General features: G+C 71.2%; 24 protein-coding genes and 3 tRNA genes. 17 read left to right on the plus strand and 10 right to left on the minus strand.

What is annotated here, in order from left to right:
• Positions 1-158: 158 nt before the first annotated feature.
• The 7 genes from ACIB24_RS13370 to htpX all read left to right on the plus strand — a co-directional run bounded on the left by ACIB24_RS13370 (position 159) and on the right by htpX (position 7,683).
• Positions 159-635, plus strand: coding sequence for a 4Fe-4S binding protein (locus tag ACIB24_RS13370; RefSeq protein ID WP_398281887.1), 477 nt, complete (start codon positions 159-161; stop codon positions 633-635).
• Positions 632-1,147 (plus strand): NADH-quinone oxidoreductase subunit J, encoded by a 516-nt coding sequence (locus ACIB24_RS13375; protein ID WP_398280929.1) that lies wholly within the window; start codon positions 632-634, stop codon positions 1,145-1,147. Before ACIB24_RS13370 ends, ACIB24_RS13375 begins: the two co-directional genes overlap by 4 nt.
• The gene (locus ACIB24_RS13380) at positions 1,144-1,554 is read left to right on the plus strand and encodes an NADH-quinone oxidoreductase subunit NuoK (RefSeq protein ID WP_398280932.1); all 411 of its coding nucleotides are present in this window, start codon (positions 1,144-1,146) and stop codon (positions 1,552-1,554) included. The genes ACIB24_RS13375 and ACIB24_RS13380 overlap by 4 nt, the downstream gene beginning before the upstream one ends.
• A complete protein-coding gene (locus ACIB24_RS13385) occupies positions 1,554-3,545 on the plus strand; it encodes an NADH-quinone oxidoreductase subunit L (protein WP_398280934.1) in 1,992 nt (663 codons plus the stop codon). Before ACIB24_RS13380 ends, ACIB24_RS13385 begins: the two co-directional genes overlap by 1 nt.
• A complete protein-coding gene (locus tag ACIB24_RS13390; RefSeq protein WP_398280937.1) occupies positions 3,542-5,140 on the plus strand; it encodes a NuoM family protein in 1,599 nt (532 codons plus the stop codon). The genes ACIB24_RS13385 and ACIB24_RS13390 overlap by 4 nt, the downstream gene beginning before the upstream one ends.
• A complete protein-coding gene (locus tag ACIB24_RS13395; RefSeq protein WP_398280940.1) occupies positions 5,137-6,714 on the plus strand; it encodes an NADH-quinone oxidoreductase subunit N in 1,578 nt (525 codons plus the stop codon). Before ACIB24_RS13390 ends, ACIB24_RS13395 begins: the two co-directional genes overlap by 4 nt.
• Before the next feature lie 105 nt (positions 6,715-6,819).
• The gene (gene htpX, locus ACIB24_RS13400; protein ID WP_398280943.1) at positions 6,820-7,683 is read left to right on the plus strand and encodes a zinc metalloprotease HtpX; all 864 of its coding nucleotides are present in this window, start codon (positions 6,820-6,822) and stop codon (positions 7,681-7,683) included.
• Between the two features lie 170 nt (positions 7,684-7,853).
• On the opposite strand, the gene sodN is transcribed toward htpX, so the two are convergent.
• Positions 7,854-8,264, minus strand: coding sequence for a superoxide dismutase, Ni (gene sodN / locus ACIB24_RS13405; protein ID WP_398280946.1), 411 nt, complete (start codon positions 8,262-8,264; stop codon positions 7,854-7,856).
• Positions 8,265-8,370: 106 nt separating this feature from the next.
• Between sodN and lepB the strand changes: the two genes are divergently transcribed.
• Positions 8,371-8,751: a signal peptidase I gene (gene lepB, locus ACIB24_RS13410; protein WP_398280949.1), complete on the plus strand. Its 381-nt coding sequence runs from the start codon at positions 8,371-8,373 to the stop codon at positions 8,749-8,751.
• Positions 8,752-8,757: 6 nt separating this feature from the next.
• On the opposite strand, the gene ACIB24_RS13415 is transcribed toward lepB, so the two are convergent.
• From ACIB24_RS13415 to ACIB24_RS13430, 4 genes are all read right to left on the minus strand, one after another.
• Positions 8,758-10,404: a GAF and ANTAR domain-containing protein gene (locus tag ACIB24_RS13415; protein ID WP_398280952.1), complete on the minus strand. Its 1,647-nt coding sequence runs from the start codon at positions 10,402-10,404 to the stop codon at positions 8,758-8,760.
• A 319-nt stretch (positions 10,405-10,723) separates the two neighbouring features.
• Positions 10,724-12,313: a phospholipase D family protein gene (locus tag ACIB24_RS13420; protein ID WP_398280954.1), complete on the minus strand. Its 1,590-nt coding sequence runs from the start codon at positions 12,311-12,313 to the stop codon at positions 10,724-10,726.
• A gap of 149 nt (positions 12,314-12,462) precedes the next feature.
• Positions 12,463-13,098 carry a hypothetical protein gene (locus ACIB24_RS13425; protein WP_398280956.1) on the minus strand — a complete coding sequence of 212 codons (636 nt, stop codon included), beginning with the start codon at positions 13,096-13,098 and terminating at the stop codon, positions 12,463-12,465.
• Positions 13,099-13,290: 192 nt separating this feature from the next.
• Positions 13,291-13,372: transfer RNA gene (locus ACIB24_RS13430), tRNA-Tyr, on the minus strand.
• A 143-nt stretch (positions 13,373-13,515) separates the two neighbouring features.
• Here ACIB24_RS13430 and ACIB24_RS13435 point away from each other — a divergent pair.
• Positions 13,516-14,007, plus strand: coding sequence for a YajQ family cyclic di-GMP-binding protein (locus tag ACIB24_RS13435; protein ID WP_398280959.1), 492 nt, complete (start codon positions 13,516-13,518; stop codon positions 14,005-14,007).
• A 102-nt stretch (positions 14,008-14,109) separates the two neighbouring features.
• Here the strand turns inward: ACIB24_RS13435 and ACIB24_RS13440 are convergent, their stop codons facing one another.
• Positions 14,110-14,418, minus strand: coding sequence for a hypothetical protein (locus tag ACIB24_RS13440; RefSeq protein ID WP_398280962.1), 309 nt, complete (start codon positions 14,416-14,418; stop codon positions 14,110-14,112).
• 135 nt (positions 14,419-14,553) lie between these two features.
• Here ACIB24_RS13440 and ACIB24_RS13445 point away from each other — a divergent pair, with 135 nt between their 5' ends.
• Positions 14,554-14,988: an SRPBCC family protein gene (locus ACIB24_RS13445; RefSeq protein ID WP_398280965.1), complete on the plus strand. Its 435-nt coding sequence runs from the start codon at positions 14,554-14,556 to the stop codon at positions 14,986-14,988.
• A 45-nt stretch (positions 14,989-15,033) separates the two neighbouring features.
• Here the strand turns inward: ACIB24_RS13445 and ACIB24_RS13450 are convergent, their stop codons facing one another.
• Positions 15,034-16,587, minus strand: coding sequence for a DHA2 family efflux MFS transporter permease subunit (locus ACIB24_RS13450; RefSeq protein WP_398280968.1), 1,554 nt, complete (start codon positions 16,585-16,587; stop codon positions 15,034-15,036).
• A gap of 93 nt (positions 16,588-16,680) precedes the next feature.
• On the opposite strand from ACIB24_RS13450, the gene ACIB24_RS13455 reads away from it, so the two are divergent.
• From ACIB24_RS13455 to ACIB24_RS13485, 7 genes are all read left to right on the plus strand, one after another.
• Positions 16,681-17,295: a TetR/AcrR family transcriptional regulator gene (locus ACIB24_RS13455; protein WP_398280971.1), complete on the plus strand. Its 615-nt coding sequence runs from the start codon at positions 16,681-16,683 to the stop codon at positions 17,293-17,295.
• Between the two features lie 71 nt (positions 17,296-17,366).
• Positions 17,367-17,439: transfer RNA gene (locus ACIB24_RS13460), tRNA-Thr, on the plus strand.
• Positions 17,440-17,482: 43 nt separating this feature from the next.
• Positions 17,483-17,555, plus strand: a tRNA-Met gene (locus ACIB24_RS13465).
• A 37-nt stretch (positions 17,556-17,592) separates the two neighbouring features.
• Positions 17,593-17,763: a 50S ribosomal protein L33 gene (gene rpmG, locus ACIB24_RS13470; RefSeq protein WP_398280974.1), complete on the plus strand. Its 171-nt coding sequence runs from the start codon at positions 17,593-17,595 to the stop codon at positions 17,761-17,763.
• 155 nt (positions 17,764-17,918) lie between these two features.
• On the plus strand, positions 17,919-18,386 hold the full coding sequence (locus ACIB24_RS13475) for an FAS1-like dehydratase domain-containing protein (protein WP_398280977.1): 468 nt from the start codon (positions 17,919-17,921) through the stop codon (positions 18,384-18,386).
• Positions 18,386-18,817 carry a MaoC/PaaZ C-terminal domain-containing protein gene (locus ACIB24_RS13480; protein WP_398280980.1) on the plus strand — a complete coding sequence of 144 codons (432 nt, stop codon included), beginning with the start codon at positions 18,386-18,388 and terminating at the stop codon, positions 18,815-18,817. Before ACIB24_RS13475 ends, ACIB24_RS13480 begins: the two co-directional genes overlap by 1 nt.
• A 9-nt stretch (positions 18,818-18,826) precedes the next feature.
• The gene (locus ACIB24_RS13485) at positions 18,827-19,876 is read left to right on the plus strand and encodes a UDP-N-acetylmuramate dehydrogenase (protein WP_398280983.1); all 1,050 of its coding nucleotides are present in this window, start codon (positions 18,827-18,829) and stop codon (positions 19,874-19,876) included.
• A 9-nt stretch (positions 19,877-19,885) separates the two neighbouring features.
• Here ACIB24_RS13485 and ACIB24_RS13490 read toward each other — a convergent pair whose 3' ends face one another.
• The 3 genes from ACIB24_RS13490 to ACIB24_RS13500 all read right to left on the minus strand — a co-directional run bounded on the left by ACIB24_RS13490 (position 19,886) and on the right by ACIB24_RS13500 (position 21,862).
• The gene (locus ACIB24_RS13490; RefSeq protein WP_398280986.1) at positions 19,886-20,329 is read right to left on the minus strand and encodes a GNAT family N-acetyltransferase; all 444 of its coding nucleotides are present in this window, start codon (positions 20,327-20,329) and stop codon (positions 19,886-19,888) included.
• Positions 20,330-20,433: 104 nt separating this feature from the next.
• The gene (locus tag ACIB24_RS13495; RefSeq protein WP_398280989.1) at positions 20,434-21,483 is read right to left on the minus strand and encodes an adenosine deaminase; all 1,050 of its coding nucleotides are present in this window, start codon (positions 21,481-21,483) and stop codon (positions 20,434-20,436) included.
• Between the two features lie 115 nt (positions 21,484-21,598).
• Positions 21,599-21,862 (minus strand): hypothetical protein, encoded by a 264-nt coding sequence (locus ACIB24_RS13500; RefSeq protein WP_398280991.1) that lies wholly within the window; start codon positions 21,860-21,862, stop codon positions 21,599-21,601.
• Positions 21,863-22,075 lie beyond the last annotated feature (213 nt).

Below are 22,075 nucleotides of genomic sequence, written 5' to 3' on the forward strand. Positions count from 1 at the left end.
CGCGCGGTTGCGGCAAGATGCAGCCCGTGAGCGAGCGGGACGACGAGCAGGCGGCCGGACTGCCGGACGGGCAGCCGGCGGAGCACCCGCATCCGCGACCCCATCGACACCTGCCGGGTGCGGGGCTCGTGGCCGGTCTGGCGACGACCGCGAAGACGATGCTGCGCCCCTCGCGCACCGCCGAGTACCCCGACGTGAAGCCGCCGTTGCCGCCCCGCAGCCGCGGGGTGATCGCGCTGCTCGAGGAGAACTGCACGGTCTGCATGCTGTGCGCGCGCGAGTGCCCGGACTGGTGCATCTACATCGAGTCGCACAAGGAGACGGTGCCGGCCGCCGAACCCGGCGGTCGTGACCGGCAGCGCAACATGCTCGACCGGTTCGCCATCGACTTCTCGCTGTGCATGTACTGCGGCATCTGCATCGAGGCCTGCCCGTTCGACGCGCTCTTCTGGAGCCCCGAGTTCGAGTACGCGGAGTTCGACATCCGCGACCTGACGCACGAGAGCGACCGGCTGTCGGGCTGGATGGGCAGCGTCCCGCCGCCGCAGCTGCCCGACCACCGGGCCGCGCCGCCCAAGGAGCTCGAGACGGCCCGCGCCACCGTCGAACGAGCCGCCGAGCGCCACCAGCCGTGACCGGACTCGAGATCGTCTTCATCGCCCTCGCGGTGCTGACCGGTGCCGCGGGCCTGCTCTCCGTCACCAGCCCGCGGGTGCTGCACAGCGCGCTGTGGCTGGTGGTCGCGCTCGGCGGGTTGGCCGGGGTGTACCTGGTGCTGGGCGCCGAGGTGGTCGCCCTGGTGCAGTTGCTGGTCTACGTCGGGGCGGTCGTCGTCCTGGTCGTGTTCGCACTGATGCTCACCCGGGCCCCGGTCGCGCCCAGCGCCCGGTTGGACGCCGGCCCGACCCAGCGGCTCGCGGCTCTCGTCGCCGGGGTGGCCACCACCGCGCTGATCGCGGGCGTGCTGATCTACGCGGTCGGCAGCGCCACCGTCGAGGTCGAGGCGAACCGCGGCAACGCCGGGGCCCTCGGGACGGCGGTCTTCGCCGGGTGGGTGCTGCCCTTCGAGCTGCTGTCGGTGCTGCTCCTGGCCGCCCTCGTCGGGGCGCTGGCCATCAGCCGGGACACCGGCCGGGACGAGAAGTGATCCACCTCGTCGGGCCGCTGGTGCTGGCCGCCGCGCTGGCCGGGATCGGCGTCTACGGCATGCTCGCCCGCCGTAACGCGGTACTGGTGCTGATCGGCGCCGAACTGCTGCTGAACGCCGGCTGCCTGCTCCTGGTCACCGCCTCCAGCCTGCCCAGCGGCGGCCTCGGAGCGCTGCCCGGCGTCGGGGTCTCCGACCCGACCGAGGGGGGCGACCCGCTGCTGTCCGGGCAGTCCATGGCCGTCTTCGCCATCACCATCGCCGCCGCCGAGATCGGGCTGGCGCTGGCCGTCGTCCTGCTGCTGTTCCGGGCCCGGCGGACCGTCGAGCTGTCCGAGGTGCGCGAGCTCGGCGAGGCGGCCGAGGGCGGCGCCGTCGGCGAGCCGGTCAGCGAGGCCGAGCTCTGATGGACTACTTCACCGCTGCCAACCTGACCCCGACGACCCTGGCCGGGGCGGCCGTCCTGGTCGGCGTCTGCCTGCCCGCCGTGGCCGCCGCCACCGGGTTGTACCTCGGCAGCCGGTCGCGGGGCTTCGGCTCGGACTTCGCCGTCGTCGGCGCGTTCGTGGCGATGGTCGCGGCGTTCGTCGAGACGTACGCGGTGCTGGACGGCGGTCCGGTCGACTCGATCCCGTTCCTGGGCAGCGCGCGCACCGGGGGAGCGCTGCTCGACCTGTCCCTGCAGGCCGACGAGCTGAGCGCGTTCACGTCGCTCGCCGTGACCGTCGTCGCGTTCTGCGTGCAGCTCTACTCGGTCGCCTACCTGGCCGGCGACGGCACCCCCGAGCACCCCACCCGGTACGCCGGGTACGCGGCCACGGTCTCGCTGTTCACGTCGGCGATGCTGCTCGTCGTCCACACCGACGACCTGGTGCTGCTGCTGGTGGGCTGGGAGCTGATGGGCCTGGCCTCCTACCTGCTGGTCGGTCACCACAGCGAGCGGGAGGCCGCGCGTGCGGCCGCGGTCAAGGCCTTCCTCACCACCCGGGTCGGTGACGTCGGGCTGCTGCTGGCGGTCGTCGTCCTGTTCGCGGGGGCGGGGACGACGAGCATCGGTGGCCTGACCGCGGCGATCGCGCAGGGGGACGTCGGGCACGGCACCCTGCTCGCCGCCGCGCTGCTCGCGCTGGCCGGGGTGGCCGGCAAGTCGGCCCAGTTCCCGCTGCACACGTGGCTGCCCGACGCGATGGAGGGCCCGACCCCGATCTCGGCGCTGATCCACGCGGCGACCATGGTCGCGGCCGGCGTGTACCTCGTGATCCGGCTGCTGCCGGTCTATCTCGCGGTGCCCGGCGCCCTGCAGGTGGCCGCCGTGATCGCCGCGATCACCATGGTCGGCGCCGCCGGGGCCGCGTTCGCGCAGGACGACCTGAAGCGCCTGCTGGCCTACTCGACGATCAGCCAGGTCGCGTACATGCTGGCCGGCGTCGCGATGACCGCGGGTGACCCGGCGGGGGCGCAGGCCGGGCTGTTCCACCTGCTGTCCCACGCCGCGTTCAAGGCCCTGCTGTTCCTGGCCGCCGGCTGCGTGGTGCACCTGGTCGGCTCGACGCTGCTGGCCGACATGGGCGGGCTGTGGCACACCCACCGGTCGCTGGCCGTCCTGTTCGGCCTCGGGCTGGCCGCGCTCGCGGGAGTGCCTCCGCTGAGCGGGTTCTGGTCGAAGGAGGCCGTGCTGACGGCCGCCGAGGGCGCCGCGCACGACGGGCTCTGGACCGGGTGGCTCGTCCTGCTGGCCGGGCTGGCGACGGCGTTGCTGACCGGCCTCTACGCCGGTCGGGCCTGGACGATGGTCGCGCTGGGCGAGCCGGTGCTGCCCGGTGCGCCCGTGCGCGGCGACGCGGAGACCGAGAAGCCGCACCAGGCACTGGAACCCGGTGCCGACGAGGAGCTGGTCGAGGAGACCGGCCACGCCCACCGGCTGCCGCGCCGGATGACTTTCCCGCTGTACCTGCTCGCGGTCCCGACGGTCGGGCTGGGCCTGGTGCTGCTGCACCCACCGGCCCTGCTCGACGGGCTGGGCGTCGACGTGATCACGGGCTACACCGGGTCGGTGCTCGCGATCGCCGGTCTCGGGTGGGCCCTCTCGGCGCCGCGGCTCGGGACCGTCGACATCGCCGACACCCTGCCCGCCGACCTGCGCGGCCTGCTGCGCGACGGGTTGCGCGTCGAGGCCGCCCAGCGAGCGCTCGTCGTCCGGCCGGTGCAGGCCCTGGCCCGCTGGGTGCAGGTCGGCGACCGCGACGTCGTCGACGCCTACGTCCGGGCCACCCCCGTCGTCGTGGCGATCGGCGGGCGCACGTTGCGCCGGTTCTCGACCGGGCTGGCCACCGGCTACCTGGTCTGGGTGGCGGTCGGGGCCGTACTGGCCGGCATCGCGGGGGTGGTGCTCTCGTGATCTCCGAGAGCTGGCTCGTACCGGCGCTGTCCGTCGTGCCGATTCTTACCGCGTTCGTCGTGCTGGCCGTGCGCGGGTTCGACGGCCGCCGGCTCGAGGCACTACCCGCCTGGCTCGGCGCCGTGGCCTGCCTCGCGGTGACCGTCGTGGCCGGTGTCGCCACCGCGCTCGTCGTCGACCGGGGCTCGAGCCGACCCCGGCTCGAGGTGGACGCGCAGTGGATCCCGGCGCTCGGCGTCCGGGCGCACCTCGGCCTGGACGGCGTGAGCGCGCCGCTCGTGCTGCTCACCTCCGCGCTGGGCGTGCTCGTGTGCGTCCACCTGGCGCTCACCGCCCGCAGTCTCGACACCGGGCGGCGCCTCGTCGGCTGCGTGCTGCTCGTGGTCGGTTCCGCGAACGCCACGTTCACGGCGCTCGACCTGGTCCTGTTCTTCGTCGCCTTCGAGGGCGTGCTGATCCCGATGTGGTTCGTCATCGCCGTCTGGGGCGACGACCGGCAGTCGGCGGCCAAGCCGTACCCCGGCGCGAAACCCCTCGGGGGTGAGGCGGCCCGCCGCGACGCCGCCGGCCGGTTCGTGCTCTACACGGCCACCGGGTCGGCGCTGATGCTGCTGGGCATCCTGCTCGTCGTCCTGAAGACCGGCAGCTCCGACCTGGTCGCCCTGGCCACCGACCCGTCGTCCCTGCCCGGCGGCACGCTGTCGCAGGCGACGCAGTTCACGGCCGCCCTGCTGATCGTGGCCGGGCTCGCGGTGAAGGCGCCGATGTGGCCGCTGCACACGTGGCTGCCGCCGGCCCACACCATCGCCCCGACCGCGGGTTCCGTGCTGCTGGCCGGGGTGCTGCTGAAGCTCGGCACGTACGGGCTGGTGCGCGTCGCCGTCCCGGTGCTGCCCGACGGGTTCCGCGAACTGGCGCCCTGGCTGGGGGTTCTCGGCGCGGTGGGCGTGGTCTGGGCCGGGCTGGCCTGCCTGGTCGAGCGGGACCTGAAGCGGCTGGTGGCGTTCTCGTCGGTCGCGCACATGGGCTTCGTGCTGCTGGGCATCGCGTCGATGTCGCCGGTCGGTATGCAGGGCGCGCTGTACGCGAACATCGCGCACGGCGTCGTCAGCGCCCTGCTGTTCTTCGTGGTCGGCGCGCTGAAGGACCGGACGCACTCCGCCGACCTCGGCGAGATCGGCCCCGGTCTGCGCGACCGGGTGCCGCGGCTCGGTTGGCTGCTCGCGTTGGGCGCCGTGGCCGGGATCGGGCTGCCCGGCCTGGCCGTGTTCTGGGGCGAGCTGCTGGCTGTCGCCGGGGCCTGGCAGTCGGGTGCGGACGACGGTGCGCTCGGTGCGCTCGGCCGCCCCCTGGCCGTCGTGGCGGCGGTGGGCACGGTGATCGCGGCCGCCTACTGGTTGCGCGTGCTGCGCGAGATCTGGATGGGTGAGACCGACCCGCAGCGTGCTCGCCTCCCCGACGCCTCGCGCGGTGACACGCTGACCGTCGCGCCGCTGGCCCTGGCCACCGTCGCGCTCGGGCTGGTGCCCGGGCCGCTGCTGGCCCTGACGAGCTCCGCCGCGCGCGGGCTGCTGCAACTGGTGGGTGCGCCATGACCCTCTCGCCGCTGACCCTCTCGCCGCTGGCCGCCGGGGTGACGCTGACCGGCGTCCCCGGGATCGACTGGGGCCTGCTGGCCCCCGTCCTCGCGCCCGTGGTGGCGCTGCTGCTCGTGCTGCTCCTCGACGCTGTCGCGCCCGGGCACCGGCTCCTGCGCCCGGTGCAGGACGCCGTCACGCTGCTCGGCCTGGCCGCCGCGGCCGGGCTGGTGGCCTGGCTGTCCACCACGGAGCAGCGCTCGACCGCGTGCCTTTCCGGGTCGGACTCGCTGCTGCCGGAGTGCTCGTTCGAGGTCGACCGGCTGGCGCTGGCGCTGATGGCCGTGGTGCTGGTGGCCGCCTTCGGCTGCGTGCTGCTGGCCTTCGACTCGCCGGTCACACGCGCCGACGAGAAGGCCCACGCGCCCTACCAGGTGCTCCTGCTCACCGCGGTCGCCGGGACGCTCGCGCTGGCCGGCGCCCGCGACCTGGCCACGCTGGTCATCGCGCTGGAGACGGCGTCGCTGCCCGCCATCGCGCTCGTCGCCCTGCGCCGCGACGGGCAGGGCGCCCAGGCCGCCGTGACCATGCTGATCACCGCCGTCGGGTCGCTCGGCCTGCTGGTCACCGGGGTCGGGTTGCTCGTGCTGACCACCGGCTCGCTGCACTTCGAGGTGATCGCCACCGCGCTGTCCGGCGGCACCGCGACCGGTCCCGGCACGGGCCTCGACCCGCACCTGGCCGCCGTGGCCGGGCTCGGGGCGCTGCTGGCCCTGGCCGGGCTCGCGTTCAAGCTGTCGTTGGTGCCGTTCCACCTGTGGACGCCGGACACCTACGCGGGCGCGCCGCTGCCCGTCGCCGTGTTCCTGGCCACCGTCTCCAAGGTCGCCGGCCTGGCCGCGGTCGCGGTGTTCCTGACCATGGCCGTGATGCCGCTGGCCCACGCCTGGGCGCCCGTCCTCGCCGTCCTGGCCGGGGTGTCGATGACCGTCGGCAACCTGGTCGCGCTGCGGCAGACGCACGCCGTCCGGCTGCTGGCCTGGTCGACCGTCGCGCAGGCCGGCTGGGTGGTCCTGCCGTTCGCCGCAGCCGACGCGACGCCGGGCGGTGCGCTGCCGGTGCTGTCGGCCTCCGTCGGCTACCTGCTCGCCTACGTGGTGGCCTCGCTCGCCGTGTTCTCCGTCGTCGTCCTCGTGGCCCGGCACCAGCCCGACGGCGAGGAGCACTCGCTGGAGACCTACCGCGGGCTGTCCCGGACCGAACCGGTGGCCAGCGGGGTGCTCGTGCTCGGGCTGCTCTGCCTGGCCGGGTTGCCGCCCGGCGTGATGGGCCTGGTCGCCAAGGTCGTGGTGCTGCGGCCCGTGGTCGACGCGCAGCAGTGGGGGCTGGCCGTCGTCGCCGCGCTGAACGTGGCCCTGGGCCTCGCGTACTACCTGCGGTGGGCCGGGCTGGTCGCCGCGCGCCCGGCGTCCGGGCAGGTCCTGCTGCGCTGGAAGGTGCGCCCGGCCGAGGGGATCGCGCTCGGGGCGGCCGGCGCCGCGTGCGTGGTGCTGTCGGTGGGGGGACAGTTGATCGCGGGCTTGTTGGGCTGATCCAGCGATCGTTCAGGAAGCTCCCAGGTAGCCACGGGAACGTGCACCTGTCCGAATCCGTTGACCAGCACGTCCCCTCACGTAAGGAACCGGAGGCCCGCCTCGATGGGTCACAACCACTTCAACGGTCTCAAGACCGCTCTCCTGCTCGGTGCCATGTCGGGCATCATCCTGGCGTTCGGCTACCTGATCGGTAACTCGACCGGGCTGGTCATCGCCCTGTTCATCGCCCTCGGCATCAACTTCTACAGCTACTGGAACAGCGACAAGCTGGCCCTCAAGGCCATGCGGGCGCGACCGGTCAGCGAGGTCGAGCAGCCGGCGATGTACCGGATCGTGCGCGAGCTGTCCACGCGCGCCGGGCAGCCGATGCCCGCGCTGTACGTGTCGCCGACCGATGCGCCGAACGCCTTCGCCACGGGCCGCAACCCGCGCCACGCGGCGGTCTGCTGCACCGAGGGCATCCTGAAGATCCTCGACGAGCGCGAGCTGCGCGGCGTCCTCGGCCACGAGCTGATGCACGTCTACAACCGCGACATCCTCACCAGCTCGATCGCGGCCGGCCTGGCCACCGCGATCACCTTCATCGCCCAGTTCGCGTTCTTCTTCGGCGGCGGCGGCGACGACGAGGACCGGCCGAACCCGATCTTCGCGATCCTGTTCGCACTGCTGGCGCCCCTGGCCGCGGCCGTGGTGCAGATGGCGATCAGCCGCACCCGCGAGTACGACGCGGACGAGGACGGCGCGACGCTGACCAACGACCCGCTGGCCCTGGCCAGCGCGCTGCGCAAGCTCGAGCGGGGGACGCAGGCGCTGCCGCTGCCGCCCGAGCGGGAACTGGTCAACGCCAGCCACATGATGATCGCCAACCCGTTCCGGATGGGCGGTGTGCAGCAGCTGTTCGCCACCCACCCACCGATGTCCGACCGGATCGCCCGGCTCGAGCAGATGGCGGGCTACCGCCACTAGTTCGCTCGGGAGGAGGCGCCGCCAGGCGCCGACGGGCATGCACGACCAAGAACGCGGTGATCATGCAGAAACGCGCGGCCCCCAGGCCGGCGAGTGTTCAACCTCGCCGACCGAGGCCGCGCGTTTCTGCATGATCACCGCAGGTCGTGCATGATCACGACCGGCCCCGGCTACGCCGGGGGGTAGACGCCCATGCCCTTGGCCTTCTCGGTCTGCCAGAAGATGGCGGCGATCTCGTCGATCAGGTCGACCAGCTTCTGACCGTCGGCCGGGTCGACCGACTTCTTGGCGTTGCCGGCCTGGTTGATGGCCCGCCACACCAGGTCGTCCAGCTGCGGGAACTGCTGGCGGTGGTCCGGCGTGAAGAAGTCGGTCCACAGCACCATGATGTGGTGCTTGGCCAGCTCCGCCCGCTCCTCCTTGATGGTGATGGCGCGGGCGCGGAAGACCTCGTCGTCCGAGTCCTGGTACTTCTGCGCCGACTTCAGCACCGACAGCGCCTCGATCTTCGCCTGCGCGGGGTCGTAGACACCGCAGAACAGGTCGCAGTGCGCGTGCGCGATGGTCGGGGTTGCGAACACGTCTCCTCCTTCTGATCCGCCGGGCCGGACGGCCCGCCGGGCGCCAGGTTTGAGCAGAGCCTGGCCTCTCTACACTCGCTGCGATGCCCACTCTAGGCCGGTCGTGATGTTGAGGCGCTTCGTGGTGGCGGAGCTGTCGATGTCGCCTGCGCTACAGCCCGGCCAGGAGATCGACGCGGAACCCGCGAGCGCCCCGGGGCGCGGCGTCGTCCTGTTCTTCGCCGACCCCACCCAGGACGACTTCTGGCTGGTCAAGCGCGTGGTCGGGCTGCCGGGGGAGACGGTGACGATCGCCGACGGCGAGGTCCGGCTCGATGGGCGGCCCTACGACGACCCGTGGACGTTCGACCACACCGAGCCGCCGGGGGAGTGGCACGTCCCGCCCGGGCACGTCTTCGTGCTCTCGGATGCGCGGGGCCGCAGCCTCGCCGACTCGCGCACCTTCGGCCCGGTGCCGGTCGCGGGCGCGTACCAGCCCGTCGGCTGACCCGCGTCAGGCGTCGGGGCTCATCCGGTTCCGGCGCCGGGGGCCGCCCGGCCGCTTGGCGGCCGGGGTCACCGACTCGGGGGGCAGGGTGCCGGCCAGGACGACGTCGTCGGCGATGTCGCGCAGCTTCCGGTTGCTCTGCTGGCTGGCCTTGCTGAGCAGCATGAAGGCCTGCTGCTCGGTCACCTTGTGGATCGTCATCAGGATGCCGATGGCGGCGCCGATCTGCCGGTTGCTCTGCATGGCCCGCTGCAGGTTGGCGCTGCGCTCGCGGTCGAGGTGCGCGGTGGCCGCGGACGTCAGGTCGGCCTGGATCGTGCGGGCCACCTTGTTCAGGAACGACTGGTACTCGGCGTCGGGCGTCAGCCGGTTGCTCACCCCGAGGATGTGCACGGCGTTCGGCAGCCGCTCGTGGTCGAGGTTCGCGAAGCTGACCAGGGCCCGTTCCACCCGGTCGCCGTGGGGGCCCGCCGTCAGCCCCGGGAACCGGCGCTGCACGTCGTCCACCAGCAGAGGTTGGCCCGTGGCGATCGCCTCGGCGATCGGCCAGCCGTCCGTCGCGTCCAGGCGGATCCGCTCGGGGGCCGCGTCCGGCACGGCCCCGCTCAGCCCGGTCGCGAACTTCAGGGTGGCCGAACGGTCGGACGGCTCGATCAGGTACGCCAGCGTGAACGGGACGTCGTCGGTCGCGCCGGACAGGGCGCGGGCGAGGCGCTGGTACAGCTCGTCGACGGGGAGGTCGGCGACGCCCTGGGAGGCGATCTCGGCGAGCGTCGCGAGCCGGCGCCGGCGCAGGACCTCGACCGTCGTCTCGAAGACGGGGGCGAAGAGGCCGATGACCGTGCCGTCGTCGGCCCGCACCGGGGTGAGGGCATAGCTGAAGTAGCGGTCGAGGGTGTACGGCCCGCTCTCGATCGGCACCCACTTGTCGACGATCGTCTGCGACTCGCCGGTCCGGAAGCCATGGTCGATGAGCTCGCCGAAGACCGCCCAACCCTCCGGCCACCCGGCGGGCAGCGACTCGCCGAAGAGCTGCGGGTGCAACGCCGGGATGATGTCGGTGTAGGCCTGGTTGTAGATCATCCAGCGCTGCTCGCCCCAGATCAGGGCGGTCGGCGAACTGGACTCGAGGCACAGGTTGACCGAGGCCATCAGGCCCGCAGGCAGCCACTCGTGGCTGACCCTCCATGGCAGGTCGTCGATGGTCACGCCCTCGGGCAGCGGGCCCAGGTGGTGGCTGGGCACGGGCAGGTCGGCCGGCCCGGCTCCGGGCCCCGGCTGCTCGAGGACGACGCCGCGCACCCGACCGGACGCTCCCGTGCCGTCCGGCAGGCCGACGATCACGAGCTGGTGGGGTGCGCCGTCCTCGTCGAGGAGGCTCTCCTCGACGCTGAAGGGCAGGCCGTCGCGCAGGCAGGCCTCGACGGCTTCGACGACGGCCAGGCGCTCGGCCAGCTCACCGGTCCGCAGCCGGGGCGTACCTGTTTCGGTTGTGGGATTGCGCGGCGCGTAACCGTGGCCGCCGGCCGTCTTCTCCAGTGCCGTCCACGCCCACGAGCGCGTGTCACCGTCGTAGCTGAACTCGCCCCGGATCGTGTTCTCGGGGCCCGGTTTCCGCCTGACGTCTTCGGCTGCCTGTCGAGCTGATGCCATCGCGTTCTCCCCCGGCTGACCGGTCGACGGTGACCGTCAGAGATGCGGTAACGAGCGCGCTGTTCGACTCAGTGGTGCTGGGTACATCCCGCATCTTAGACACTTCTAATGCGTGGGCCCGTTCGCAAGGCGCAATCGCTTGTTCACTGGCAGCCATGAAGTGAGGGCCAACATCACACCACGGTTGAACAGCCGTTGAACAGGTTCCGTGGCGAGTCAGGAGTGGATGTCGACCCGGTGGTCATCACCCCGGTGCATCGACCGTAACGGCGACCCGTGAGTAGGCGGTAGGAACGACTCCCTCGTTTTCAGGCAACGTTCAGAAACGGTGGTTCGCCCGGTCGCCCCGCGTGCGGTCGTCGGGGTCGAACATCAATCGGTTGACGGGTCGGGCCCAGAGGCGGGTCAGCCTGCCGACCGGGTCGGGCCGGTGGTGCCGGACCCGGGCGTCGCGGCGATCGGCGGCCGCCGTCCACGCGTCGAAACCGCTTACCGGGTCGAGCATTTCGTCGTCGGACGGGCCGTCCCCGAGGTGCTCGCGCCACAGCGCGAGCCGCACGTCGCGCGGAAGCCGGCGGGCGCCGTCCCCGTGCCTCGTGAGATCCCGCGGTTCGCGTTCGTCGCGTTCACCATCGATCACCGCACACGTGAGCTCCGTGTCCGTCGTCCACGAGCGCAGGTTGAAGTTGTCCGACCCGCACGTCAGCCACAGGTCGTCGACGATGCACACCTTCGCGTGCACGTAGATCGGCGTGCCGTGCGCGTTGACCAGGTCGTAGACGGCGAACCGGTCGCCGCCGGCCCCGCGCAGCACGTCGATCGCGTCGAGCTGGGCGATCCGGTTCGGCGGGCCGTTCCACCGGTCGTCGGCGTCGGGGTAGCGCGGGACGACGGCGATCACCCGCAGGTCGGGCTCCCGTTCGAGCGCCTCGGCCAGGTTGCGCGCGACCTCCACCGACCACAGGTACTGGTCCTCGATGTAGATCAGGCTGCGGGCCTGCGCGAACGCCTTCGCGTAGCCCCGGGCCACCGACCGCTCGCCGTCGGGCGCGAACGGGAAGTGCGGGCGCTTGCGCGCGAACGTGCGCAGCAGCTGGACGGCGACCTCCCCCTGCGCGGGCGGGTCCGGGAACGCTTCGGGCAGGTCCTCCGGGTGCCGCGGCATGTGCTCGCGCCTCTGGATCAGCATCCGGTAGGGCGTGCGGCGGTCGAGGGGCGTGTCGTCGTCCCAGCGTTCGACGAACGTGCGCAGGAGGTCGCCCACCACCGGGCCGCGCAGCTCGAGCACCGCGTCGTGCCAGGGCGGGGTCTCGCCGTAGCGTGGGTCCATCGGCATGACCTGCGGGTCGCCGCCGTGGTGCTCGTCGTCGCGGCGCGAGTGGCACAGGTCGATGCCGCCGACGTAGGCCACGTCCTTCTGTGGTTCGTCCTGGTGGCGGATCACGAAGAGCTTCTGGTGGTGGCTGCCGAACGTGCGGACCCGCTGGTCGAGCAGCACCTCGCCGCCGGCCGCGTTGACCCGGGTGCCCAGGTGCTCGTTGTCCTGCGCGTTGTACGACAGCCTGCGGCTGTGGCTGCGCCAGAGGAGACCGCGCACCTCGACGCCCTTGCGGGCCAGGTCGGCCAGGACGTCGCCGATCTCGGTGCCGTCGTCCAGCAACAACTGGTCGGCGTCGCCGCACCAGTCGGTGAAGAAGACGCGGTCCCCGTTCTTCAGGGCGCACAGTTCGTCGTACAGACGGCGGAAGTAGTGCGCGCCGTGGACGACGACCTCCGCGTGATTGCCCGCCACCCAGGCGCGGCCGTCGTCGTGCGGCTCGCGGTCGATCTTCGTGAACGGGTTGCCGCGCTCCTCGGGGGTCAGGAACCAGCGGTCGGGGGCGTCGTCCGTCACGTCGGCATCCGTCACGCCGACATCGTGCGCCGCACCCGCGCCGGGCGCGCGCCGAACCCTTGGCGGATCTGCGACCGTTCTGGTCGCCACGGTGGGCGCAGGGACGTTCCTGGCGACCGAAACGGACGCGGATGTCGGCCTTGCCGGCCTGCGGTCGCCCCCGGTCAGCCGGGGATCAGCGGGTCGAGGTCGAGGGCCTGCATGTCGACGTCCACGTGGGCGCCCTGCCTCAGCAGCATGGCCTTCCCCTCAGAGTCCGTGACGCCGACCTCGTCGGGGAAGCCGGGCCCGTCGGTCACGAACGTGCCGGTGAAGCTGACCGTGTCACCCTGGTCGACGTCGTAGGGCGACTCCGGCGGGGGCGGCAGCAGCTGCACCCAGACCGGCTCGCTGTCCGGGTCGTCCGGGTCGACCACCCAGAACCCCTCGTCGGCCGGGACCGATTTCACCAGCAGGTCCGTGCCCGTGGCCCGCTGGCCCGCGTACCCCTTCAGACTGCCGTTGCTGTCGACCTTGGTGGCGAAGCGGCGGGGGATGACGACGTCGTCGGGGCTCGCGACCAGGGTGCCGGGGTCACCGGCCTTCGGCGTGGCTCCGGACGGCTCGGTCGAGGTGGGGGCCGCCGGTGGGAACTCGTCGCGGCGGACGACGCTCGTCGCGGACGGCGCCGGCCCACCTCCGCGGACGATGCCGTCGCTCTTGTCCGGGTCGTTGCGCGCGCCACCGCACTGGGTGACCGCCGCCAGGATGAACAGCACGGTCAGCCCCATCAAGAGCCACCAGTTCGGACGCTCGTCCATGAGGACAATTACGGACCAAAGATCACCGTAGGCAAGTCGAACCGGCCGCCCGTCCCAAGATCATCGCTAGCGCCGCGTTTCGGCGAGTCGAACTCGGTGAAACGCGGCAGCTACGGTGATCTTGACCGGCCGAACCTACGAGAACGGCCCCTCTCCCGCGCATCCGCAGGTGAGGGGCCGTTCCAGCTGGTGTGGCGGGTAGAGGATTCGAACCTCTGAAGGCGTTGCCGTCTGATTTACAGTCAGATCCCTTTGGCCACTCGGGCAACCCGCCTGGATCACCGCTGCACGCCAGACCTGCTCGTGCTGCGGCGGATGGCAGGATAGCAAGCCCGGCGGGGTGCTCGCGCCACGTGCTCGTGATGCGGACGGGTGCTGACCGGCGGGGAACCAGCCGTACCGAGAGAGGCATGCATCGTGGCAAGCGAGTCGTCGTTCGACGTCGTCAGCAAGGTCGACCGGCAGGAGGTCGACAACGCGCTGAACCAGGCGGGCAAGGAGATCTCCCAGCGGTACGACTTCAAGAACACCGACGCCTCGATCGAGTGGTCGGGCGAGAAGATCGTCATCAAGGCCAACTCCGAGGAGCGGGCCAAGGCGGTGCTCGACGTGTTCGAGACGAAGCTGATCAAGCGGCAGGTGTCGCTGAAGGCGCTGGACGCGGGTGAGCCGAAGCCGTCGGGCAAGGAGTACCGGATCGAGGCCGGCATCAAGGAGGGCCTCGACCAGGAGCACGCCAAGAAGATCGGCAAGCTGATCCGCGACGAGGGCCCCAAGGGTGTGAAGGCCCAGATCACCGGCGAGGAGATGCGCGTCTCCAGCAAGTCGCGCGACGACCTGCAGGAAGTGATCGCGCTGCTCAAGGGCGCCGACCTCGATGTCGCCCTGCAGTTCGTCAACTACCGCTGACGGAGCGGTTCCGCGGAACCGCTCGTGGTGGCAGCCCTGGTGGCAGCAATCGGGCGCAACGCCAGTGCGCCGGCTGCCACCACGTAGGTCACCACGACAAACTCAGCCGAGAGCCTCGACCAGGACCAGGGTCACCCACGAGAGCCCGCTCAGCGTCAGGGCCGCGAGGGACAACCGGGTCGTCCACCGGTGCAACGTGCTCCAGCGCCGGAACCCGAGGGCGAACCAGGCGACGACCATCATCAGGGTGAGGACCGCCGTCCAGACGAGTGCGAAGTTCTTCAGGAGCCCGCCCGCCTGCGGGCCGCCGTCCGGCGCGAAGGCCACGAAGAGCAGGAACAACAGCATCGGCAGCGTCACGACAGTCGCCAGGACGCACAGCGCGACCTTCGCCCACCCACGCCATCTCACGGGCACAGTGTGCCGTGATGCGGTGGGTGGCGAGGGGCTGAAGATCAGCGTTCCGTCACACCACGGCGGGTTCGTCGTACACGGTGGGTGCTTCTCGCGGTGCGGGGTGCCGCGCCGCGCCGCACGATGTGGTCCATGGTCACCGTGGAGCGCACGTTCGTCGTCCTCAAGCCCCGGGACGTCGTCCTCGACTACCTCAAGGACTTCGCCCACGCCGAGGAGTGGGACCCGGGCACGAAGTACTGCCGCCGGAACGACTCGGGGCCCGTCGCGGTGGGCTCGACGTGGCACAACGTGTCCGAGTTCAACGGGTCGGAGACGGAGCTGGAGTACCGGCTGGAAACGTTGGAACCGGGTCGTCTGACGTTCGTCGGCAACAACAAGACGGCCACGTCGACCGACGACATCACCCTGGTCGACAACGAGACCGGCACCACGATCACCTACCGCGCCAACATCGCGTTCCACGGGATCGCGAAGCTCGCGGGCCCCTTCCTCCAGCGGACGTTCGAGAAGCTGGCGGACGAGACCCGCGAGCAGATGACCCGCACGATCAACGCGCTCGAATGATGCGTTTGTGCATGATCACCGCAGAAATTCTGCGTTTGCGCATGATCAACGTGCGGGGGTGAGGGGGTCGGGGACGACGTCCGCCGGCTCGGGCTCGGCGGTCGCCTCCTCGCGGTGGCGGGCGGGCAGGAAGACCAGGACGGCGAGCGCGGCCACGGCGGTCAGGCCGGCCGACACCCACGAGCCGGTGCGGAACCCGTCCATGAAGGCGACGCGGACGCCGTCCACCGCCTGCGGTGAGATCGAACCCGCGACCTGGAGCCCGGCGATGATCGACTCGCGGGCGGTGTCCACGGCGGCGGCCGGGGCGCCGAGCGCGTGCAGGGCGTCGGCGACGTGCGAGCCGAACACCGAACTCATGGTCGAGCCCACCACCGCGACGCCGAGCGTGCCGCCCACCTCGCGGGTCGTGTCGTTCACCGCCGATCCGACGCCGGCCTTGGCGGCCGGCAGGGCACCCATGATGGCGTCGGTGGCGGGCCCCGCGGTCAGCGCGAGCCCGACGGCCATCAGCAGCATCGACGCGACGATCCGCCCCCAGTAGGCCGACTCGAGCCCGGTCGTCGCGGCCAGCAGGAACCCGCCGCTCATCGACGCCAGGCCGGTGGCCACGACCCGGGTCGAGCCGAGCCGGTGCATCAGCACGATCGCCACGGGCGACATCACGCCGACGACCAGCGCGAACGGCAGCGTGGCCAGGCCGGCCTTCAACGTGTCGTACCCGCGGACGGCCTGGAAGTACTGCGTGACCATGAAGATGAAGCCGAACAGCCCGAAGAACGCGGCCGTGATGGCGCCCGACCCGGCGGAGAACCGGGCGTTGCGGAACAGCCGGACGTCGAGCAGCGGGTCGGTGCGCCGCGCCTGGTGCGTGATGAACCCCGCGACCGCGGCGACCGACAGCGCGAAGCCCGCGAGCGTCGTCCCGCTGGTCCAGCCGTGGTTCGGGGCCTCGATGACCGTCCACACGAGGAGGCCGATGGCGGCTACGGAGCCCAGGGCGCCGAGGCCGTCGAAGCGGCCGGGGGCGTCGTCGCGCGACTCGGGCAGCCAGCGGCCGGCCAGCAGGGCGAGGACGACGAACGGCACGTTGACCAGGAACACCGAGTTCCAGGAGAAGTGCTCGAGCAGGACGCCGCCGCTGACCGGGCCGATCGCGACCGCGAGGCCCGAGACCCCGGCCCAGATGCCGATGGCCGCCGCGCGCTCGCGGGCGTCGGTGAACAGGTTGGTGAGCAGGCCCAGCGTGGCCGGGTAGATCAGGGCGGCCGCGGCGCCCATGGCCGCGCGGCCCGCGATCAGCTGGCCGGACGTGGAGGCCAGCGCCGACAGCGCCGAGGTGACGCCGAAGGCGACCAGCCCCGCGGACAGGAAGCGGCGGCGTCCGAACCGGTCCCCGAGGTACCCGGCGACCAGGAGGAGCCCGGCGAAGACGAGCGTGTAGGCGTCGACGATCCACTGCAGGGAACTGGTGGAGGCGTCGAGCTCGCGGCTGAGGGTCGGTAGGGCGACGTTGACGATCGTGTTGTCGACGGTGACCAGCAGGACGCTGAGGCAGAGCACCGCCAGCAACGGCCAACGGTTCGGGTGGCGGTCCATCGGAACTCCTCCGGGCTATAGAACGTTGTTATAAACTTATGGAACACTGTTCTACAGACGTCGGGGGGCGTCAAGGGCTGGGAGGATGAACAGGTGAACGGCCGGTCGGAGAGCACGCGAACGCGCAGCCGGGACGTCGAGGGCGCGCTGGTCGACGCGGCCGAGGCGGTGCTGGTGCGGGAGGGGGCGGCGGCCCTGACCGTGCGGGCAGTGGCCACGGAGGCCGGGGTGGCCCCGATGGGCGTCTACAACCGGTTCGGCAGCAAGGACGGCCTGCTCGACGCGTTGCTGGTGCGCGGTTTCCGCCGGTTCGAGGCCACGCTGCGGTCGAATCCCGAGGTGCTGCCGCTGCCCCGGCTGCGGGCGTGCGGGCAGCAGTACCGCACGTTCGCGCTGGCCAACCCCCGGTTCTACGAGCTGATGTTCCAGTACGCGGGCAGCCTGGACGCTCACTCGCAGGAGCTCGACGCGGCGGGCGGCGCGGCCTTCGGCGTCCTGGTCGAGAACGTGGTGGCGGCCCAGGCCGCCGGGGGGATCCGGCCCGGCGACCCGGCCGAACTGGCCCAGCTGATCTGGAGCGCCGTGCACGGCGCGATGTCGCTGGAGCTGGCCGGGCGGACCCTCACGCCCGACCCGGAGGCGTCCTACGAGAACCTGCTCGAGCTGATCGTCGAGGGCTTGCAGACCCGGCCCGCCGAGCACGGGTAACGATTTCTTTCCGGCGGCCTGTTGCCTGTACGCTGAACCGCCGCCGGGTAGCAGTACGCCGCCGGAGGCAGGCCCCAGTAGCTCAGTCGGCAGAGCGTCTCCATGGTAAGGAGAAGGTCTAGGGTTCGATTCCCTACTGGGGCTCTGGTCGGTGCCGCAGCCGTTGACTCGGCCGGGCGCCGGGCATGGCGGAGTAGCTCAGTTGGTAGAGCAAGCGGCTCATAATCGCTGTGTCGTGGGTTCAAGTCCCGCCTCCGCTACCGACGACAGCCCAGAATTACGAAGGAAGGCACGACCGTGGCCAGCAAGTCCCAGGATGTCCGCCCCAAGATCACGATGGCCTGCGTGGACTGCAAGGAGCGGAACTACATCACCAAGAAGAACCGCCGCAACGACCCCGACCGGCTGGAGCTGAAGAAGTTCTGCCCGCGTTGCCACAAGCACACCGAGCACCGCGAGACCCGCTGAGGTCAGCGCTCGTCGGAAGGCCGTCCCCGGGTGGGGGGCGGCCTTTCTGCCGTTTGGGACCCGGGTCACAGTGCCGGGCCGTGTGTGGTTACGGTGCCTTTCATAAAGTCGGCCCGCGCCGATCGGCGTGACCGCACACGGAGAGCGAGGGCGACATGGGCGTGAACCCGGAGATCGCCGGGCGGGTGTACCCACCTTCCCCGGCGTACGAGGTGGGCCGGGAGAAGATCCGCGAGTTCGCCGAGGCGATCAACTCGTGGGACCCGCTGCACCGCGACCCCGAGGCCGCCCGCGCCAAGGGCTACCCCGACGTGATCGCCCCGCCGACGCTGGCCGTGCTCGTGGCCCAGCGCAGCGACGCGCAGGTCATCATCGACCCCGAGGCCGGCATCGACTTCTCCCGCGTCGTGCACGGCGAGCAGCGCTTCATCCACCACCGGCCGATCGTCGCCGGGGACGTGCTCGTGGCCACGCTGCACGTCGACGAGGTCGACACCCGCGGCCGGCACGCCATGGTCAGCACGCGCGTCGAGATCGCCGACGCCGATGGTTCGCCCGTCACCACGGCCAAGTCCACGATCGTCGTCCGGGGTGCCGGCGAGGGCGCCAAGGAGGGGTCCTGATGAGCGACCAGCCGACCTACGACAGCGTCTCCGTCGGTGACGAGCTGCCCGCCGTCTCCTACCCGGTGCGCCGCTTCGACCTGATCCGTTACGCGGGCGCCAGCGGCGACTTCAACATCATCCACTGGAACGAGCGCATCGCGAAGGCCGTCGGCCTGCCCAACGTCATCGCGCACGGCATGTTCACCATGGCCACCGGCGGCCGGTTCGTCACCGACTGGGTCGGCGACCCGGGGGCGGTCGTCGAGTACGGCGTGCGGTTCACGTCGATGGTGGTCGTGCCGGACGACGACGCCGGCGCCACGGTCGAGATCAGCGGCGTCGTGGCCGAGAAGGACGACTCCTCGAAGACGGTGTCCGTCGACCTCACCGCGATCTGCGACGGGCAGAAGGTGCTGGGCAAGGCACGGGCCGTAGTTCGTCTCGCCTAGCCTTGGCGCGTGGTCTCTCTTGCTGAACTGACGACGCTGCGGGTCGGGGGGCCCGCGGGGTCGTACGTGGTGGCACGCTCGTCGGACGAACTGGTGGACGCCGTCCGCGCGGCCGACGCCGCCGGCTCGCCCGTGCTGCTGGTCGGGGGTGGGTCGAACCTCGTGGTGGCCGACGCCGGCTTCCCGGGGACGGTGATCTCGGTGGCTTCCCGAGGCGTCACGCCCGAGTCGGTGGACTACTGCGGCGGGGCCGTCGTGCGGGTCGCGGCGGGGGAGCCGTGGGACGCGTTCGTCGAGCACGCCGCCAAGTCGGAGTGGATCGGCATCGAGGCGCTGTCGGGGATCCCGGGTTCGGTCGGGGCCACACCCGTGCAGAACGTGGGCGCGTACGGGCAGGAGGTTTCCTCGACGGTCGCCCAGGTGCGGACGTGGGACCGGGTCGCGTCGAAGGTCAAGACGTTCGCCGCTGCCGAATGCGGATTCGGCTACCGGGACTCGCTTTTCAAGCGCACCCGGCTGACGTCCGGGCCCTCGGCCGGGGGGCCGCGGTACGTGGTGCTGGAGGTCGTGTTCCAGTTCGTGGTCGGGTCACGCGCCGAGCCGGTGCGCTACGGCGAGCTGTCCCGGGTGCTGGAAACGGGCGAGGGGGAGCGGGTCTCGCTGTTCGACGTGCGCGAGGCCGTGCTGGACCTGCGGCGCGGCAAGGGCATGGTGCTCGACGCTTCGGATCACGACACCTGGAGTGCCGGTTCGTTCTTCACCAATCCCGTGCTGTCGTCGGTGCCCTCGGCGGTTCCGGACGACGCGCCGCGCTGGCCCGCTGGTTCGTCGACCAAGCTGTCGGCCGCCTGGCTGATCGAGCACGCGGGGTTTGCGAAGGGCTACGGGCTGCCCGGCCCGGCGTCCCTGTCGACCAAGCACACGCTGGCCCTGACCAACCGCGGATCGGCCTCGGCCGCCGACGTGGTGCGTCTGGCGCGCGAGGTGCGCAACGGCGTTCAGGCCCGGTTCGGTGTCACGTTGGTCCCCGAACCCGAACTGGTCGGCCTGACGCTCTGAGCTGTGGCCTCAGAGCCTGTAGACCATCTGCTGTTCGGACTCTGTGGGTTGGCCATCGGCGACGAATCCCAACTGCTCAAAGATGGGCCTGCGTTCATCGTTCGAGTGAAGAACGGCGAGTCGTAGCCTCTTTCGCCCGTCTGCGGCCGCCAATCGGGCCACGTGTGCGATCAGCCGGCGGCCGATTCCCTTGTCACGGTGGGCGGGATCGATCCAGAAGGCTTCGAGGTAGTACTCGTCAGGCGCGTCGTCGTATGTGCGCGTCCGGGCCAGCCCGACCCATCGACCCTCGACTTCGGCGACGTGCCACGAGCCGTCGAAGAACGTCGCCCGCCAGCCCGCCTCGTCCCGTGCTGACCCTTGAGCGAGACTCTCCAAGAAGGATTCCGGGGAGTCGGCCAGGGCCCGCAGGCGTACGTCCTTGAGCGTGGGCCATTCGTCGACCCGTGCCACGCGACAGATGACCGCACCTCCCCGTGACGACCTCGGAATGAGACCACGGTGACACGAGTCGCCTGTTTTGGCATCAATCACTCACATTGGCGAAGATCGCGGTCTCAGCCCTTGCGATCGGCCACGGGCATATGGGCGAGCCAGCCGTCGATGTCGGCGTTCAACCGCTGCTTGGTGCCGGCCGGAGCCCGCGAGGCCTCGATCGAACCTCGAGCGAGGTCGGCGAGTGATTCGTCGTCCATGGCGTGCACGTCTCTGGCCGCCTGGTACTGGGCGGCAAGTCGCGGGCCGAACAGCAGTGGGTCGTCGGCGCCCAGGGCGATGGTCGCGCCGGCGGCCGCAAGGTCGGGCAGGGGGACGTCCTTCATGGTGTGGTAGACGCCGAGCGCCACGTTGGACGCGGGGCACACCTCAAGGGCGACCCCGTGATCGATCACCCGCTTGAGCAGGTCCGGATCCTCACCGGTCCGCACGCCGTGACCGAGTCGGTCGGGTTCGAGGGAGTCCAGCGTGTGCCGTACGTGGTCGGGCCCCAGCAGTTCGCCGGAATGGGGCACCGAGGCCAGGCCGGCCCGCTTGGCGATGCGGAAGGCGCCCGCGAATTCCTCGGTGATGCCTCGTCTTTCGTCGTTGCTGAGGCCGAACCCGACCACCGTGCCTGGTCCGTCTCCCGCGTACTGCGCGGCCAACCGGGCCAGGGTGCGGGCTTCCAGCGGATGGCGGGTGCGGCTAGCGGCGACGACGATCGCCACCTCGCAGCCGGTCGTCGCACTGGCCTCGCGGGCGGCGTCCAGCACGATCTCCAGTGCAGGCGTCAGGCCACCGACATGCGGCGCGTAGGACGTCGGGTCGACCTGCATCTCCAACCACCGGCTGCCCTCGGCCGCGTCGTCCTCGGCGGCCTCGATCACCAGCCGGCGCATGTCGTCGGCGTCGCGGACGCAAGCGCGTGCCGCGTCGTAGAGGCGTTGGAACCGGAACCAGCCGCGCTCGTCGGGGGTGAGCCGCAGGAGGTGGTGCTCGCGCAGGGTCTCGGGCAGCCGGATGTGGTGTTTGGCGGCCATGTCCTGCAGGGTCTGAGGCCGCATCGAGCCGGTGAAATGGAGGTGCAGGTGGGCCTTGGGCAGTGACGTGACGGATCGAGGCTCCTCCATGAACAGAGTGTGCCAGCAGTCGTCCGACGATCCGGCCCCGTGGCCCGGACGTCGCGTGTCACCGCCTGGCCCAGCCGGTCCGACCCGCCCCCGCGGCGGATCGGACCGGCTGTTCCTAGGGGGCGCCGCCGTTCTGCATCAGGGTCATGAAGAGGACGCCGATGACCAGCCCAGCGAACAGGATCGCGCCGAACACCCCTGAGCCGCCGCCGTTGTCGACGATCACGGTGGGGGCCCGGAAGAGGGCGCCGAGCAGGACCACGAACAGTAGGAGCCCGGCGACCCCCAGACCCATGAGGGTGAGAGCGGACGTCAGGTTCAGACCTGACTGGGGGGCGCTGCCGTAGACGTGCTCTGCGAGTGCGGTGACGGGCGACATGGTGGGCTCCTCTGCGTGGTGCGGTGCGCGGCTCCTGGGTTGATGTGATGCGGATCCTCCGCATCTGACACTTACGCGACTTGCATCGGTAAATTCAGCTGGTTTCAGTGCAACTACTGAAGCCAGTGTGAATGAGCTGAATGGGTGAGCGCAAGGCGATATCCGGAGAGGTTCTGGGGGCAAACGGAGGAGCGCCGGTCAAGTTCTTGTTAC

It is taken from the genome of Spongisporangium articulatum, from assembly GCF_044465595.1.
Classification (GTDB): Bacteria; Actinomycetota; Actinomycetes; order Actinomycetales; family Kineosporiaceae; genus Spongisporangium; species Spongisporangium articulatum.

Coding starts and splice junctions, on each gene's coding strand:
- ACIB24_RS13425 (WP_398280956.1), bottom strand. CDS start 13,098: ATGGACGAGCGTCCGAACTGGTGGCTCTTGATGGGGCTGACCGTGCTG.
- ACIB24_RS13475 (WP_398280977.1), top strand. CDS start 17,919: ATGGGCGTGAACCCGGAGATCGCCGGGCGGGTGTACCCACCTTCCCCG.
- lepB (WP_398280949.1), top strand. CDS start 8,371: ATGTTGAGGCGCTTCGTGGTGGCGGAGCTGTCGATGTCGCCTGCGCTA.
- ACIB24_RS13445 (WP_398280965.1), top strand. CDS start 14,554: ATGGTCACCGTGGAGCGCACGTTCGTCGTCCTCAAGCCCCGGGACGTC.
- ACIB24_RS13385 (WP_398280934.1), top strand. CDS start 1,554: ATGGACTACTTCACCGCTGCCAACCTGACCCCGACGACCCTGGCCGGG.
- ACIB24_RS13480 (WP_398280980.1), top strand. CDS start 18,386: ATGAGCGACCAGCCGACCTACGACAGCGTCTCCGTCGGTGACGAGCTG.
- htpX (WP_398280943.1), top strand. CDS start 6,820: ATGGGTCACAACCACTTCAACGGTCTCAAGACCGCTCTCCTGCTCGGT.
- ACIB24_RS13415 (WP_398280952.1), bottom strand. CDS start 10,404: ATGGCATCAGCTCGACAGGCAGCCGAAGACGTCAGGCGGAAACCGGGC.
- ACIB24_RS13500 (WP_398280991.1), bottom strand. CDS start 21,862: ATGTCGCCCGTCACCGCACTCGCAGAGCACGTCTACGGCAGCGCCCCC.
- ACIB24_RS13450 (WP_398280968.1), bottom strand. CDS start 16,587: ATGGACCGCCACCCGAACCGTTGGCCGTTGCTGGCGGTGCTCTGCCTC.
- ACIB24_RS13395 (WP_398280940.1), top strand. CDS start 5,137: ATGACCCTCTCGCCGCTGACCCTCTCGCCGCTGGCCGCCGGGGTGACG.
- ACIB24_RS13370 (WP_398281887.1), top strand. CDS start 159: ATGCTGCGCCCCTCGCGCACCGCCGAGTACCCCGACGTGAAGCCGCCG.
- ACIB24_RS13495 (WP_398280989.1), bottom strand. CDS start 21,483: ATGGAGGAGCCTCGATCCGTCACGTCACTGCCCAAGGCCCACCTGCAC.